14 protein-coding genes are annotated in these 14,357 nt (G+C 66.8%); 7 read left to right on the top strand and 7 right to left on the bottom strand.

All coding sequences use genetic code 11. The annotated features are described in order from the left end of the window. Positions 1 to 218 precede the first annotated feature (218 nt). Positions 219 to 452, bottom strand: a complete 234-nt coding sequence (locus AC5P78_RS12500) for a hypothetical protein (protein ID WP_495217217.1) — start codon at positions 450 to 452, stop codon at positions 219 to 221. A 172-nt stretch (positions 453 to 624) separates the two neighbouring features. Here AC5P78_RS12500 and parE point away from each other — a divergent pair, with 172 nt between their 5' ends. From parE to AC5P78_RS12485, 3 genes are all read left to right on the top strand, one after another. Further along, positions 625 to 2,514, top strand: a complete 1,890-nt coding sequence (gene parE, locus AC5P78_RS12495) for a DNA topoisomerase IV subunit B (RefSeq protein ID WP_005408996.1) — start codon at positions 625 to 627, stop codon at positions 2,512 to 2,514. 191 nt (positions 2,515 to 2,705) lie between these two features. After that, positions 2,706 to 3,284, top strand: a complete 579-nt coding sequence (locus AC5P78_RS12490) for a GNAT family N-acetyltransferase (protein ID WP_012479721.1) — start codon at positions 2,706 to 2,708, stop codon at positions 3,282 to 3,284. 110 nt (positions 3,285 to 3,394) lie between these two features. Continuing rightward, positions 3,395 to 4,891, top strand: coding sequence for a S10 family peptidase (locus AC5P78_RS12485; RefSeq protein WP_059033941.1), 1,497 nt, complete (start codon positions 3,395 to 3,397; stop codon positions 4,889 to 4,891). Positions 4,892 to 5,257: 366 nt separating this feature from the next. Here the strand turns inward: AC5P78_RS12485 and AC5P78_RS12480 are convergent, their stop codons facing one another. Together AC5P78_RS12480 and AC5P78_RS12475 are read right to left on the bottom strand one after the other, a co-directional pair. Then, the gene (locus AC5P78_RS12480) at positions 5,258 to 6,379 is read right to left on the bottom strand and encodes an inorganic phosphate transporter (RefSeq protein WP_495217216.1); all 1,122 of its coding nucleotides are present in this window, start codon (positions 6,377 to 6,379) and stop codon (positions 5,258 to 5,260) included. Positions 6,380 to 6,392: 13 nt separating this feature from the next. Further along, complete coding sequence (locus tag AC5P78_RS12475) at positions 6,393 to 7,019, bottom strand: DUF47 domain-containing protein (protein WP_004152833.1); 627 nt, start codon at positions 7,017 to 7,019, stop codon at positions 6,393 to 6,395. Positions 7,020 to 7,311: 292 nt separating this feature from the next. On the opposite strand from AC5P78_RS12475, the gene AC5P78_RS12470 reads away from it, so the two are divergent. Both AC5P78_RS12470 and AC5P78_RS12465 read left to right on the top strand, forming a co-directional pair. Next, positions 7,312 to 8,616, top strand: coding sequence for a hemolysin family protein (locus AC5P78_RS12470; RefSeq protein ID WP_005408992.1), 1,305 nt, complete (start codon positions 7,312 to 7,314; stop codon positions 8,614 to 8,616). Then, the gene (locus AC5P78_RS12465; protein WP_065183389.1) at positions 8,600 to 9,259 is read left to right on the top strand and encodes an exopolysaccharide biosynthesis protein; all 660 of its coding nucleotides are present in this window, start codon (positions 8,600 to 8,602) and stop codon (positions 9,257 to 9,259) included. The genes AC5P78_RS12470 and AC5P78_RS12465 overlap by 17 nt, the downstream gene beginning before the upstream one ends. Before the next feature lie 92 nt (positions 9,260 to 9,351). Here AC5P78_RS12465 and AC5P78_RS12460 read toward each other — a convergent pair whose 3' ends face one another. The 4 genes from AC5P78_RS12460 to AC5P78_RS12445 form a co-directional block, all read right to left on the bottom strand. Next, positions 9,352 to 9,849: a pyridoxamine 5'-phosphate oxidase family protein gene (locus tag AC5P78_RS12460; protein ID WP_005412916.1), complete on the bottom strand. Its 498-nt coding sequence runs from the start codon at positions 9,847 to 9,849 to the stop codon at positions 9,352 to 9,354. Positions 9,850 to 9,917: 68 nt separating this feature from the next. Continuing rightward, on the bottom strand, positions 9,918 to 10,913 hold the full coding sequence (locus AC5P78_RS12455; RefSeq protein WP_005408989.1) for an LLM class flavin-dependent oxidoreductase: 996 nt from the start codon (positions 10,911 to 10,913) through the stop codon (positions 9,918 to 9,920). A gap of 224 nt (positions 10,914 to 11,137) precedes the next feature. Beyond that, complete coding sequence (locus AC5P78_RS12450) at positions 11,138 to 11,905, bottom strand: sulfurtransferase (protein ID WP_138969711.1); 768 nt, start codon at positions 11,903 to 11,905, stop codon at positions 11,138 to 11,140. 295 nt (positions 11,906 to 12,200) lie between these two features. Beyond that, positions 12,201 to 12,566 carry a DUF6164 family protein gene (locus AC5P78_RS12445; protein WP_005408987.1) on the bottom strand — a complete coding sequence of 122 codons (366 nt, stop codon included), beginning with the start codon at positions 12,564 to 12,566 and terminating at the stop codon, positions 12,201 to 12,203. 70 nt (positions 12,567 to 12,636) lie between these two features. On the opposite strand from AC5P78_RS12445, the gene AC5P78_RS12440 reads away from it, so the two are divergent. After that, positions 12,637 to 13,071 (top strand): FKBP-type peptidyl-prolyl cis-trans isomerase, encoded by a 435-nt coding sequence (locus AC5P78_RS12440; RefSeq protein WP_100443268.1) that lies wholly within the window; start codon positions 12,637 to 12,639, stop codon positions 13,069 to 13,071. Then, complete coding sequence (locus tag AC5P78_RS12435) at positions 13,058 to 14,305, top strand: TIGR03862 family flavoprotein (protein ID WP_043034338.1); 1,248 nt, start codon at positions 13,058 to 13,060, stop codon at positions 14,303 to 14,305. Before AC5P78_RS12440 ends, AC5P78_RS12435 begins: the two co-directional genes overlap by 14 nt. The last annotated feature ends 52 nt before the right edge of the window (positions 14,306 to 14,357 follow it).

The following is a 14,357-nucleotide window of genomic DNA, read 5'->3' as shown; positions in this document are numbered from 1 at the left end:
GACCGTCACCTGCGACCCGCATTGCTGGCGACCACGCATGGCCGTGCCAGCCCATTCGCAAAGGGTGGACACGCACTTACTCCCGGAAAGCCATAGTTTACAGATTGATGGCCGCCAACCCAAGGGGCAGTTGCGGCCATCACCCAAAAGAAACGCCCCGCTGGGCGGGGCGTCGGGGGGCGAATCCCTTGCGGCAAGGGCTTCGGAGGGCGGAAGAATTACTTCTTCTTCCTCGCCTCTTCTTCCTCTTCCTGCTGCGGGGCCGGCTGGCCCTGCGCCTTCATTTCGGCATTGGCCTGGGCGCGGCGCTTGGCCTTGGCATCGGCTTCGGCCTGCGCCTTGTCCGCCTGGCCACCCTGCTGCGGGGCCGGCTGGCCGGCGTACTGCGCCACCACCAGCGGCACTGCAACGGCGGCAGCGGCCAGGATCGCAATGGTCAGCAACTTCTTCATGAGGTCCTCCTCGCGGTATGGCTTGGATGTTTCGACCCAACGGGGGTCGCCGGCATTCAGATTCCAGCGGCTGCCATTTTACCCCCTCTGCGTCGCCGAGACTGAACCGCAGGCGTGCAAAATCCCGTGCCAGACCCCACACTTGCCCGTCGCTCCAAGCTTTCGAAGACAGATGAACGCCCGCTATAACGCCGCCGATATTGAAGTCCTGTCCGGCCTTGACCCGGTCAAGCGCCGTCCCGGCATGTATACCGACACCGCGCGCCCGAACCACCTGGCGCAGGAAGTGATCGACAACTCGGTGGACGAGGCCCTCGCCGGCCACGCCCGCTCGATCGAGATCACCCTGTACAAGGACGGCAGCGTGGAGGTCAGCGATGACGGCCGCGGCATGCCGGTGGACATCCACCCGGAAGAGAAGATCCCGGGTGTCGAGCTGATCCTCACCCGCCTGCATGCGGGCGGCAAGTTCAGCAACAACAACTACACCTTCTCCGGCGGTCTGCACGGCGTCGGCGTCAGCGTGGTCAATGCGCTGTCGACCCTGGTGGAAGTGCACATCAAGCGCGAAGGTGCCGAGCACCGCATCACCTTCCGCAACGGCGACCGCGCCACGCCGCTGGAAGTGGTCGGCAGCGTCGGCAAGAAGAACACCGGCACCCGCGTGCGCTTCTGGCCTGACCCGAAATACTTCGACACGCCCAAGTTCGCGGTGCGCGCGCTGAAGCACCTGCTGCGCGCCAAGGCCGTGCTGTGCCCGGGGCTGACGGTCAAGCTGACCGATGAGGCCACCGGTGAAGTCGACACCTGGTACTACGAAGACGGCCTGCGCGATTACCTGAAGCTGGAACTGGGCGAACGCGAATCGCTGCCGGCCGACCTGTTCGTCGGCAACCTGAAGAAGGACACCGAGGTGGTGGACTGGGCCGTGGCCTGGCTGCCGGAAGGCGAGCTGGTGCAGGAAAGCTACGTCAACCTGATTCCCACCGCCCAGCACGGCACCCACGTCAACGGCCTGCGTACCGGCCTGACCGAGGCGCTGCGCGAGTTCTGCGACTTCCGCAACCTGCTGCCGCGCGGCGTCAAGCTGGCCCCGGAAGACGTATGGGACCGAGTGTCGTTCGTGCTGTCGCTGAAGATGACCGACCCGCAGTTCAGCGGCCAGACCAAGGAACGCCTGTCCTCGCGCCAAGCCGCCGGCTTCGTTGAAGGCGCCGCCCACGATGCCTTCAGCCTGCTGTTGAACCAGAACGTCGAGCTGGGCGAGAAAATCGCGCAGATCGCCATCGAGCGCGCCAGCGCACGCCTGAAGACCGAGAAGCTGGTCGTCCGCAAGAAGGTCACCCAGGGCCCGGCCCTGCCCGGCAAGCTGGCCGACTGCATCAGCCAGGACCTGTCGCGCACCGAGCTGTTCCTGGTGGAAGGTGACTCGGCAGGGGGCAGCGCCAAGCAGGCCCGCGACAAGGACTTCCAGGCCATCATGCCGTTGCGCGGCAAGATCCTGAACACCTGGGAAGTCTCGTCCAACAGCGTGCTGGCCTCGGAGGAAGTACACAACCTGGCCATCGCCATCGGCTGCGACCCCGGCAAGGACGACATCAGCGGCCTGCGTTACGGCAAGGTCATCATCCTGGCCGACGCGGACTCCGACGGCCTGCACATCGCAACCCTGCTGACCGCACTGTTCCTGAAGCACTTCCCGGCGCTGGTCGATGCCGGCCACGTGTTCGTGGCGATGCCGCCGCTGTTCCGCATCGACGTGGGCAAGCAGGTGTTCTACGCCCTGGACGAGGAAGAAAAGCGCTCGATGCTGGACAAGATCGAACGCGAGAAGATCAAGGGCGCGATCAACGTCACCCGCTTCAAGGGCCTGGGCGAGATGAATCCGCCGCAGCTGCGCGAATCGACCATCCACCCGGATACGCGCCGCCTGGTGCAGCTGACCGTGGACGATCGCGAACAGACGAGCTCGCTGATGGACATGCTGCTGGCCAAGAAGCGCGCCTCCGACCGCAAGGGCTGGCTGGAGAGCAAGGGCGACCTGGCCTCGCTGGAAGTCTGATCCCGGCACGGGGTCGGATCCCTTTGTGGCAAAGGGCTCTGACCCGGTTGCCCGGTAGTGCCGGCCGCTGGCCGGCAACCTCGACTGCCGGCCAGCGTCCGCCATTACCGGCTCATGCGCCCTTGGCATTACGCCGCCATCGGCAAACCCGGCGGCGGCATAATGCGCGTCCACCCGTGTGGACCATCGTATTGGCCAGCCACTCGCTGCTGTTTCCCGCCCTGCCGCTGCACAGCGCGCGGTTGGTGCTGAGCCCGATCCGCCGTGACGACGCGGCCGCGCTGTTCGCGCTGCAATCCAATCCGGACGTGATGCGCTGGTGGAACCATCCGGCCTGGACACGACCGGCCGAAGCCCGCGAACAGATCGACGACGACCTTGCCGCGCACGCGATCGGCACCCAGTTGAAGCTGGCCTTGCGCGAATCACCCAACGGCCCACTGCTGGGCGTCTGCGTCGCATTCGCCATTGATCGTGAGGCCATGCGGGCCGAGATCGGCTATCTGCTGGCGCCCGACCGCCAGGGCCAGGGCTACATGCATGAGGCCCTGCAGCAGATGCTGGGCTATCTGTTCCACACCCTGCACCTGCACCGCATCGAAGCCGAGATCGATCCACGCAACGTACCCTCGGCACATGTGCTTGACCGCCTCGGCTTCCACCGCGAGGGGGTGCTGCGCCAGCGCTGGCGCATCCAGGGCGAGCTTTCGGACTCGGCCGTCTATGGCCTGCTGGCCAACGACGAAGCGGCAGCCACCCTGCCCGTTTGATCCAATCTGGCCGCAAGCCGCTGCAGAACGTGGCCATGCCTTTGGACACATACGGCATGGCACTCCACCGGCCTAGCATCGGACCCCCCTTCCGCTGCCGATCCGGTGCCATGAAGTCCCTGCTGCACACTGCCGCGCTCTGCGTCGGCCTGCTCATCGCCCCCACCAGCGTGCTGGCCGCGCCCGCCGCTGACACCAAGCCCGATTCGAAAGACGACAGGACCGACGCGCCTGCGCTGCCTGCCGATGCGTCGGCGCGCCAGAGCATGCGCCTGGCCGGCCGCACCCTGGACTACACCGCCACCGTCGGCACCCTGCCGGTGCGCGATGAGAAGGGCAAGGTCATCGCCGATGTGGTGTTCACTGCGTACACGATGCCGGGCAAGGACCGGCCGGTGACGTTCGCGCTCAATGGCGGCCCCGGTGCCTCGTCGGTGTACCTCAACATGGGCGCGATCGGGCCCAAGGTGGTCACCTTCGGTTCGGAAGGCGACAGCGCCTCGGCGCCCGCGACCCTGCATGACAACCCGGGCACCTGGCTGGATTTCACCGACCTGGTATTCATCGATCCGGTCGGCACCGGTTTCAGCCGCGCGCGCATCGGCGATGACGAGGCGAAGAAGCAGCTGTACAACCCCGGCGCCGACATCGAGTACCTGTCGCGCTCGATCTACGACTGGCTGCTGCGCAACCAGCGCATGGCGTCACGCAAGTACCTGACCGGCGAAAGCTACGGCGGCTATCGCGGCCCGCGCATCACCCATTTCCTGCAGACCCGGCTGGGCGTGGCGATGAACGGCCTGGTACTGGTCTCGCCGTACCTGAGCCCGACGCTGGAAGACAACGCCGACGTCTCGCCGATGGCATGGATGCAGACGCTGCCGTCGATCGCCGCGGCGCACCTGGAGCGCCAGGGCAGGCTCACCGACGCGGCAATGCGCGAGGTGGTGGAGTACACCCGTGGCGATTACGCCACCGCGTTGATGAAGGGCCGCAGCGATCCGCAGGCGACCGAGGCGATGCTGCGCCGGGTGACCGAGCTGACCGGGCTTGACCCGCAGTTCGTGCGCCGTGCCGGTGGCCGTCTTGAAACCCAGGCCTACCTGCGCGAAGTATTCCGCGACAAGGGCACGCTGGGCAGCCGCTACGACTCCAATGTGACCGCGTTCGATCCATTCCCGAATGACCCGGAGCAGCGCGCCAATGATCCGCTGCTGGACAGCATCATTGCGCCGACCACCACGGCGATGGTCGACTTCGTGACGCGCGTGGTCGGCTGGAAGGTGGATGCGCGCTACCAGGCGCTGAACTACGACGTGAATCGTCTGTGGGACCGCAACGGCGAGCTGCGCCAGGGTGCGGTGACCCAGCTGCGCCAGGCGGTGGCGATCGATCCGCATCTGCAGGTGCTGATCGTGCATGGCTGGAACGACCTGTCGTGCCCGTTCATGGGCTCGATCCTGACGGTGGACCAGATGCCGGCGATGGGCAGCAACCCGGACCGGGTGCAGGTGCGGAGCTATCCGGGCGGGCACATGTTCTACAGCCGGACGGACAGCCAGGCGGCGTTCCGCAAGGATGTGCAGGCGCTGTTCCAGCGTAATTGAGGGGTTCGGCCGGGCCTGCGGCCCGGCACCCGCTGACTGCCACGGCCACTGCCACTGCAAAAGCGGGCTTCCTGGGGGCTGGCAAGGTGGGGTGGATATGCAGGACACGCCGTAAACCCGTCCATGGGGGCTCGATGGCGCCATCCATGGCGCCAACGGTCCTGCATATCCACCCCACCCCGCCGCTGACAGGTTCCTGCTGCTGTTGGTGGGTGCCGACCGTTGGTCGGCACGGGATCGGATCCCTGCTTCTGCTCTGGTAGGTGTCGACCTTGGTCGACACGATGTGTGCGGAAAATTCTTTGCCCATGAAAAAAGCCCGCCGGATACCGGCGGGCTTTTTCGTTTGCAACCCTGGCGTGGCGATCAGGTCCAGCCGAACAGCTCGAACAGCTTCAGGATCAGGTACGCACAGCCGCCGGCTGCCGGGATGGTCAGGATCCAGGCCCAGACGATGCGTTCGATCACGCCGAACTTCAGCGAGCGCGGGTTCTTGGCGAAGCCGACGCCCATGATCGCGGTGGAGATGCTGTGCGTGGTCGAGACCGGCATGCCGAAGTGGGCGGCCAGGGTCAGGATGGTGGCCGAGCTGGTCTCCGCGGCGAAGCCGTGGATCGGGTGCAGCTTGACCATCTTGTGGCCCAGGGTCTTGATGATCTTCCAGCCGCCCGAGGCGGTACCGGCAGTCATCACTACCGCACAGGTCAGCACGATCCACATCGCGATGCCGTCACCGGCGTGCGCGTCCGGGTGCATGAAGGCCAGCCAGGACGGCAGGTCATCCAGTGCGCCGGTGGCCTCGGCACCGATCAGGGTCATGGCGATGATGCCCATGGTCTTCTGCGCATCGTTGTGGCCGTGGGCGAAGCCCATGTAGGCCGCCGAGGCGATCTGGGCCTTGCCGAAGAAGGCATTGACGATGCGCGGGCGGGCCAGGCGACCGATGGCGCCACCGATCCTGGCCAGGCCGGCGATCAGGCCCCACAGCAGCACCATCACCACGATGCCGAGCAGGAAACCGGCGATCGGCGAGGTGATCATCGGCACGAACACCTTCCACAGCAGGCCCTTGTTCTGCGCCCAGCTGCCCAGGCGCTCGGACCAGATCAGGGCGTCCCAGTTGTTGTGGGCCGCCGCCAGGCCGGCGCCGCAGAGGCCACCGATCAGCGCATGCGAGGACGAGGACGGCAGGCCCTTCCACCAGGTGATCAGGTTCCAGATGATGCCGCCCAGCAGCGCGCACAGGATCACCTGCGGGGTGACCTCGACCACGTTGGTGTTGAGCAGGCCCGAAGCGATGGTCAGCGCCACCGCGGTGCCGGTCAGCGCACCGATGAGGTTCATGAAGGCGGCCAGCATCACCGCCCAGCCGGGCGAGAGCACCTTGGTCGCGACCACGGTGGCAATGGAATTGGCGGTGTCGTGGAAGCCGTTGATGAACTCGAAGACGAGTGCGGCCAGGATCACCACCAGGACAAGGGTCAACATGCGGCGGCGTCCGTCAGCTGTTCTTCAACACGATCTGGTACGCAACCACGCCGGCCTCGCGGCAACGGTCGATGGCCTTTTCCAGGATCTCGAAGAATTCCTTCAGCAGGAACATCTGCAGGTTGTCCAGGCGGCCGGAATAGATGTCGCGGTACAGCTCGAGCATCAGGCGGTCGGCCTCGTTTTCCAGCGAGCGCAGCTTCTCGTTCAGCGCGGTCATCCGGTCCAGGTTCATGTGGCGCAGGTCGGCCACCATCTCCACCACCACGCCGGCGGCCTGTTCCAGCATCGCCGCGCGCGGCGCGAAGTCGATGTGCTCCAGGTGGGTCGTGGCCAGCGAATAGCGATCGGCGAACTTCTCGATCTGCTTGGGAATCTTGTACAGGGCCGAGCCCAGCGCTTCGATGTCTTCGCGCTCGATCGGGGTCATGAAGCTGTCCACCAGCGCCTGGCTGATCTTGTCCGAGGCCGCGCGCTCGCGCAGGCGGGCCAGCTTGAAGGCGTCCAGCGCGGGCTGGCGGTCGGCCTCGCGCAGCATGGAATGCAGCGCCTTGGCGGCGTCGGAGGCCGCGACGGCGGCCTCATCGAGCAGGGTGTAGAACTGTTTGCCGGAACCGAAAATGGTCTGCAGAGAGAACATTGAGAAACCTGTCAGCCGTCGCGGGAAGGACGGCACCAGACGGAATTATGACGGCTAGATGACCATCACGGGTATCCCCGCCCCCTTTCCGGGGCTCGGAACCCTGAACCTGAACAGGCGGTTGCCACCCTGCCATGCCCCTTTGCTAAGATGCCAGCGCGCCTTCGGGCGCATCCTATGGACGACGACCCTTATCCCCCAGCGCCGCGCCGGACCCCGTTCCTGAGCGCCTGCCGCCATCGCAAGCACCCGCCCTCCCTGCCACCAACCGGGGACGACGCCCGTGTTTGAAATGATCCTGATTGTCTTTGCGCTTGTTCTGCTGAACGGCTTCTTCGCCATGTCCGAGATGTCGGTCATGACCTCGCGCAAGAGCCGCCTGAAGCAGATGGCCGCCACCTCCAAGCGCGCGGCCAAGGCGCTGGAGCTGTCCGAGAAGCCGGAGAGCTTCCTGTCCACCGTGCAGATCGGCATCACCGTGATCGGCGTGCTGACCGGCTACCTCGGCGGTGAAGCGCTGGGCGAAGCCTTCGCCGGCTGGATCCAGGGCCTGATGCCGGGCTTCGCCTATGCCGGCAACATCGGTACCGCGCTGGCGGTCAGCCTGATCACCTTCATCACGCTGATCTTCGGCGAACTGGTGCCCAAGCGCCTGGCGCTGACCCGTTCGGAGGCCATTGCCGGCCTGGTCGCGATGCCGATGAGCTGGCTGGCCAAGCTCGCCCTGCCCTTCGTCTGGCTGCTGTCCAAAACCACCCAGCTGGTGCTGCGCCTGTTCGGCCTGGGCAAGGATGAAGTCGCCTCGGTGACCGAAGAAGAGATCCGCATGCTGGTCGCCGAAAGCCACGAGGCCGGCGTGATCGATGCCCACGAGCGCGACATGATGAACCGCGTCATGCGCCTGGGCGACCGCACCGCCGACAGCCTGATGACCCCGCGCAACCGCATCGCGTGGCTGGATACCCAGGCCGGGCTGGAGCGCAACCTGGAAATCATGGCCGAACACGAGTTCTCCCGGTACCCGGTGTACCGCGACAACGACATGGACGTGGTCGGCGTGCTCGAACTGAAATCGCTGGCCACGCGCATGGCGCGCGGCGACAACGCGCTGTTCCAGACCCTGCGCGAACCCCTGTACGTCTCCGAATCGACCCACGCGATGAAGCTGCTGGAAATCTTCCGCGAGGAACAGCAGTCGATGGCACTGGTGGTGGACGAGTACGGCGAGATCCAGGGCCTGGTGACCATCAGCGACCTGATGGGCGCGGTGGTCGGCCGCCTGCAGGCGGTGGAGAACGCCGACGAGGACGCGCTGGTGGTGACCCGCGAAGACGGCTCGCTGCTGGTGGACGGCTCGCTGCCGATCGAAGACGTGCGCGAACTGATCGGCAGCAACGACCTGCCCGACGCCGAGGACGGCGACTACTACACGCTGGCCGGCATGTGCATCCATTACTTCGGCCGCATTCCGCACGCAGGCGAGTACTTCGACTGGGCGGGCTGGCGCTTCGAAGTGGTTGACCTGGACGGTGCGCGCGTGGACAAGCTGCTGCTGCGCACGTTGTCCGACGAGCAGGCCGATGAGCTCACCGCCTGAGCCCGGCAAGGGTCCGGGCGACGAGCGCCCGGCCTATCGCAACGAGGGCATCCGTACCCTGCTGGAGATGTTCGCCTCTGGCGATCCCGCCGAGCACATGCCGCTGGGCCAGATCCTCGGCAACCTGCAGCAGAGCGCGTTCGGCGTGTTCCTGTTCGTGGCGATCCTGCCGTCGTTCATCCCGATCCCGGGCATGGGCGGCGCGGTCAGCGGCCCACTGGTGGTCCTGATCGGCCTGCAGATGCTGTTCTGCCTGCGCCGGCCCTGGCTGCCCGGCTTCATCGCCCGCCGCGGGCCGAAGCGCGGCACCATGCATCGTTTCCTGGACCGCATCGACCGACCGCTGCGGCGCCTGGACAAGATGCTGAAACCCCGCCTGCCGCAACTGCTGACACCGCTGCCCGCCCACGCCTTCAGTGGCCTGCTGCTGGTGCTGCTGGGCCTGCTGCTGTCGTTGCCGATTCCCTTCACCAATTTCCTGTTCGGCTTCCAGCTGCTGCTGTTCTCGCTGGCGCTGCTGGAACGCGATGGCGCGCTGATGCTGTTCAACTGGATTGCCGCCGTGGCAGCGATCGCGTTCTTCGGTTTCAGTTCGGGGCAGCTGGTGGGTTATACGGTGGAGCTGTTCCAGCGCTGGTTCTGATCCGGAATCCGGTAGAGCCGGCCGCTGGCCGGCTGCCACGTTTCCAGGGCTGCCGGCCAGCGGCCGGCACTACCAATACCGGACATCGGTCATCACCGAAGATCAATGAAACCGTTGTCGGCCAGCGCCGCCGGTTCGTCCTGCACCGCCGACAGCACGAACGTCAACGCCTTGCCCAGCAGCGTGCCCGGACCGTCCCAGTACTCGGCACTGTCGGCGCGCACATGGATCAGGCGAAGGTTGGGGTCATCCTTGCCACCGGGGAAGAACAGCTTCATCGCCGGTGACCACAGCTCCTCGATCTTCGCGCGATCATCGACCACGCGTGCCCGCCCCGCCACCGACACATAGGTGTTCTTCGAGGGCGAGGCATACGCCACGTTGACCCGCGGGTCGAGCGCGATCTCGGCCACCTTGGGGCTGTCGCCGGTGATCACGAACCACAGGTCACCGTCGAAGGCGACCTGCTGGGTGGCCAACGGCCGGCTGTAGAGGCGGCCATCGACGCCGGTGGTGGTGAACATCGCCACCTCCACGTCCTTGATCAGTTCGGCCAGCTGGGCGATGTGTTCGGCACGGGTGTCGGCCATGTGGGGGCTCCTTCGATATGAGCCCCCATCAGACGCGGTTCGGCCGCAATGGGCCGTGACGCAATTGTTCAGCCCGCGTGGCGGGCGTGCCAGGCCTGCATGGTGAGTTCGAACGAGCGCAGGCGCGCGCGGTGGTCGTACAGGTTGGCGGTGAGCATCAGCTCGTCGGGCTTGTGCCGTTCGACGAACGCGGCGATGCCCTCCGCCACCTGCTGCGGATCGCCCAGCACGGTGCAGGCCAGCGCCCGCTCCACGCCCAGTTTTTCGTGCGGCTCCCAGAAGGACTCGATGTCGTCGATCGGTGCCGGAATCTTGCCCGGTCGGCCGCGACGCAGGTTCACGAAACTCTGCTGCTGGCTGGTGAACAGGCGCCGCGATTCGGTTTCGCTGTCGCTGGCAACGACGTTCAGGGCCAGCATCGCGTGCGGCTGCTTCAGCGTGGCCGAGGGGCGGAACTCGCGCCGGTATACAGCAACGGCTTCATCCATCGCGTCGGGTGCGAAGTGCGAGGCGAACGCATACGGCAGGCCCATCGAGGCGGCCATGCGCGCACCGAACAGGCTCGAACCGAGGATCCAGGTCGGCACCCGCAGGCCGCCACCCGGAACCGCCTGCACCGCCTGCCCGGGTTGTACCGGCTCGAAGTAATGCAGCAGCTCGCGCACGTCCTGCGGGAACTGGTCGGCGCTGTCGAAGTAGCGGCGCAGCGCACGCGCGGTCGGCTGGTCGGTACCGGGTGCACGGCCCAGGCCGAGGTCGATGCGGTCCGGATACAGCGAAGCCAGCGTGCCGAACTGCTCGGCCACCTGCAGCGGGGCATGGTTGGGCAGCATGATGCCGCCGGCACCGACGCGGATGCGCTTTGTGCCACCGGCGACGTGGCCGATCAGCACGGCGGTGGCCGCACTGGCGATGCCCGGCATGTTGTGGTGTTCGGCCAGCCAGTAGCGGCGGTAGCCCAGCGCGTCGGCATGCTGGGCCAGTTCCAGCATGTTGGCGAAAGCGGCGGTGGTGTCACTGCCCTCGCAGACCGGGGCCAGGTCAAGGATCGACAACGGGATCATCAGGCGTTTTTTCCGTCACAGGATCTCCCATGCATGGGGTCGGCCAGGCGCTGCGGCCAGTGACGATGGCGGGATGCTGATTCCCGTGTGGCGGGTTCAGGGCTGACCGGGCCGATCCGGGGTGGCCTGATCCGCGCCAAGCGCGATTGGTAGTGCCGGCCGCTGGCCGGCATACAGGTAGATGGCTTCGCAGCCGGCCAGCGGCCGGCTCTACCGCGGAAGCGTCAGAACGCGCTGGGGCGTGGCTCCGGCAGCGGCTGGTCGACCATTGGCTTCAGCTCGGCATCCAGCGCCACGCGCTCATCGAACACGAAGCAGCGGCCTTCGTAGCCTTCGCCGCCCACCTCCTCGAAGTAGCCGAGGATGCCACCGTCCAGCTGCAGCACGTTGTCCATGCCGTCGTTGACCATCCACAGCGCCGCCTTCTCGCAGCGGATGCCGCCTGTGCAGAAACTGACCACGGTGCTGTCTTTCAGCGCCTCGCGGTGCGGCGCCAGCGCCTCGGGCAGGTCGGTGAACTTGTGAATCGGCAGCACCAGCGCATCCTTGAAGGTGCCGTACTCCACTTCCTGCAGATTGCGGGTATCGAGCATCACCACCGGCTTGCCGGCGTCGTCATGCCCCTGCCGCAACCAGCGCTGCACCGTGGCCGGATCGACCGCCGGCGCGCGCGGATAGTCCAGCGGCTGACCGTCGTCACGGCGGAAGCTGATGATCTCGTCCTTCACCTTGGCCTTCAGCCGCGCGAACGGCTGATGCTCGCTGAGGCTGGTCTTGACCCGCATATCGGCAAACCGCACGTCAGAACGCAGCGCCGCGTAGAAACTCTCGACCGCCTCCGGCGCACCCGCCAGGAACAGGTTCAGCCCCTCGCCCGCCACCAGGATCGTGCCCCGCAACTGCGCCGCCTCGGCACGCGCCAGCAACTGGTCGCACAGGGCCTGGGGAGCGTCGATGACGGCGAAATGGTAGGCAGCAGTATTGGCGATCATCCTGGCATTTTAGCGCCTGCCGCCCCTCCGGGCAGATTCAGGGGTCAGAGCCCTCTGCGCAGCAGAGGGACCCGACCCCAAGCCCGGCAAACAACCGGAATCTGTCATGGGTGGGGCGGTGTGGGCAGGCGGGGGCGCAGAGCGCCATGGATGGCGCTCTACGAGGCACGCAGGAGCAGCTTTTGCCGTCCCCCGCCTGTCCACACCGCCCCACCCTCCCACTGAAGCCCGGCTTTTGACGTTGCTGTTGCCGTTGCGTCTGCGGGTGCCGGGTGCAACCCGGCCAGAAGCCCCATTACCCCCGCAACAGCACGAACGGCAGCAGCACCAGCGCCGCCGCACCGGCCATCCCCAGCAGCACCAGCACCACGTAGACCGGCCGCCGCCGGAACAGGCTGCCGAAGGTCTCCGCCGTGCCATCTCGCAATGCCTGCTCACGCTCGGCACGGATGCGCGGCCCGCGTTCGGCCTGGTATTCCGCCATCAGCGCCTTCGCACGTGGATGATCGGCGTCCTCGCGCAGCCACAGACCACCATTGGAGATGCCCCACGGGCTGGGTTCGGTGCGATACCAGGCGATGCCGTGCTGGTCGAGCAGCGTGCAGACATCGGCATATTCGTCGTCGCCGACATTGCGCAGATTGAGCAGGAGTTTTGCCATGCCCCCATGATACCCGGCGCCGATGCGCTACCCTTGCCGCCCTCGCCCTGCGCCCTTCCGGAGACGCCCGATGCGCCGCCTGCTGCTTCCCCTGCTGCTGTCCCTCGCCGCCGCTGGCTGCACAACCGAACCGTCCGGCCCGCCGCCCGGCGGCACCCTGACCACCTTCGAGCGCATCGATACCGTGCCCGGCACCGGCACCGAAGCCGTCGCCGGCAACAAGGTCACCGTGCACTACACCGGCTGGATCTACGACAACCGCACCGAAACCAAGCACGGCAAGACCTTCGACAGCTCCTTCAAGCACGGCGAACCGTTCACCTTCGCGCTCGGCGCCGGCCAGGTCATCCGCGGCTGGGATGAGGGCGTGGCCGGCATGAAGGTCGGTGGCAAGCGCACCCTGATGATCCCGCCGGATTACGGCTACGGCGACCGCCGGGTTGGCCCGATTCCGGCCGGCTCGTCGCTGGTGTTCGATGTCGAGCTGCTCGATGTCAAACCGTAATGCCGCACCGCTTCCGCGGGTCGCCGTCATCGGCGGCGGCCCGGCCGGCCTGTTCGCCGCCGAGCGCCTGCGCGCCGCCGGTCTGGAGGTGGACCTGTACGAGGCCAAGGGTTCGCCCGGCCGCAAGTTCCTGATCGCCGGCAAGGGCGGGCTCAACCTCACCCATTCCGATCCGCGTCCGCTGTTCGACAGCCGCTACCGCGAGCAGTCCACGACCGTGGGCCGCTGGCTGGATGGCTTCGATGCGCAGGCATTGCGCGACTGGGCCGGCGGCTTTGGGGTGGAGACCTATGTGGGCAGCTCCGGCCGCGTGTTCCCGGTCGACCGCAAGGCCGCGCCGCTGCTGCGTGGCTGGGTGCGCCGGCTGAAGGAACAGGGCGTGCGCCTGCATGCCAACCACCGTTGGATCGGCTGGAGCAACGACGGCGCGCTGCGCTTCGCCACCGAAGCCGGCGAGATCGATGTCCACGCCGATGCCACCGTGTTGGCGATGGGCGGCGGCAGCTGGCCGCAGCTGGGCAGCGACGGCGCCTGGGTTGCACCACTGCAGGCCCGTGGCGTGGACATCGCGCCACTGCAGTCAGCCAACTGCGGCTTCGACGTGGACTGGACCCCGTTCTTCGCCCAGCGCAATGCCGGTGCACCGTTGAAGCCGGTGGTCGCGCACTGGATCGACCTGGCCGGACAGCCACAGTCGCTGCAGGGCGAATGCGTGGCCAGCGAGTACGGCATCGAAGGCAGCCTGATCTATGCGTTGGCGGCGGACCTGCGCGAGACCATCAACCGCGATGGCCACGCGATGCTGTGGCTGGATCTGGTGCCGGGCCGCGACGAGGCGCGCCTGCTGGCCGATCTGTCACGCCCGCGCAAGGGCCGCAGCTTCGGCGAGCACCTGCGTCGCCAGGCGGGCCTTGATGCGGTGAAGGCCGCACTGGTGTTCGAGATTCTGGGTAAGGAAGCCGGCAACGACCTGCCTGCCGTGGCGGCTACGCTCAAGCGCCTGCCGCTGCGCCTGCTGCGTCCCCGGCCGAAGGCCGAGGTGATCAGCACCGCCGGTGGCGTGCGCCTGGATGCGCTGGATGATGGCCTGATGCTGCGGGCCGTGCCCGGTGTGTTCTGCGCCGGCGAGATGCTGGACTGGGAGGCGCCGACAGGTGGCTACCTGTTGACCGCGTGCTACGCCAGTGGCCTGCGCGCCGCCGAGGGCGTGATCGGGTGGCTGGCCGGGCGGTGACGCCTGCATTGTAGAGTCGAGCCATCCTCGACTGCCTTACAGTCCCCGGGCG

Source organism: Stenotrophomonas sp. YJH_SMC_133, assembly GCF_059370655.1.
Note: the sequence above shows the minus strand (reverse complement) of the source record. Positions and strands in the feature narration are given on the sequence as shown.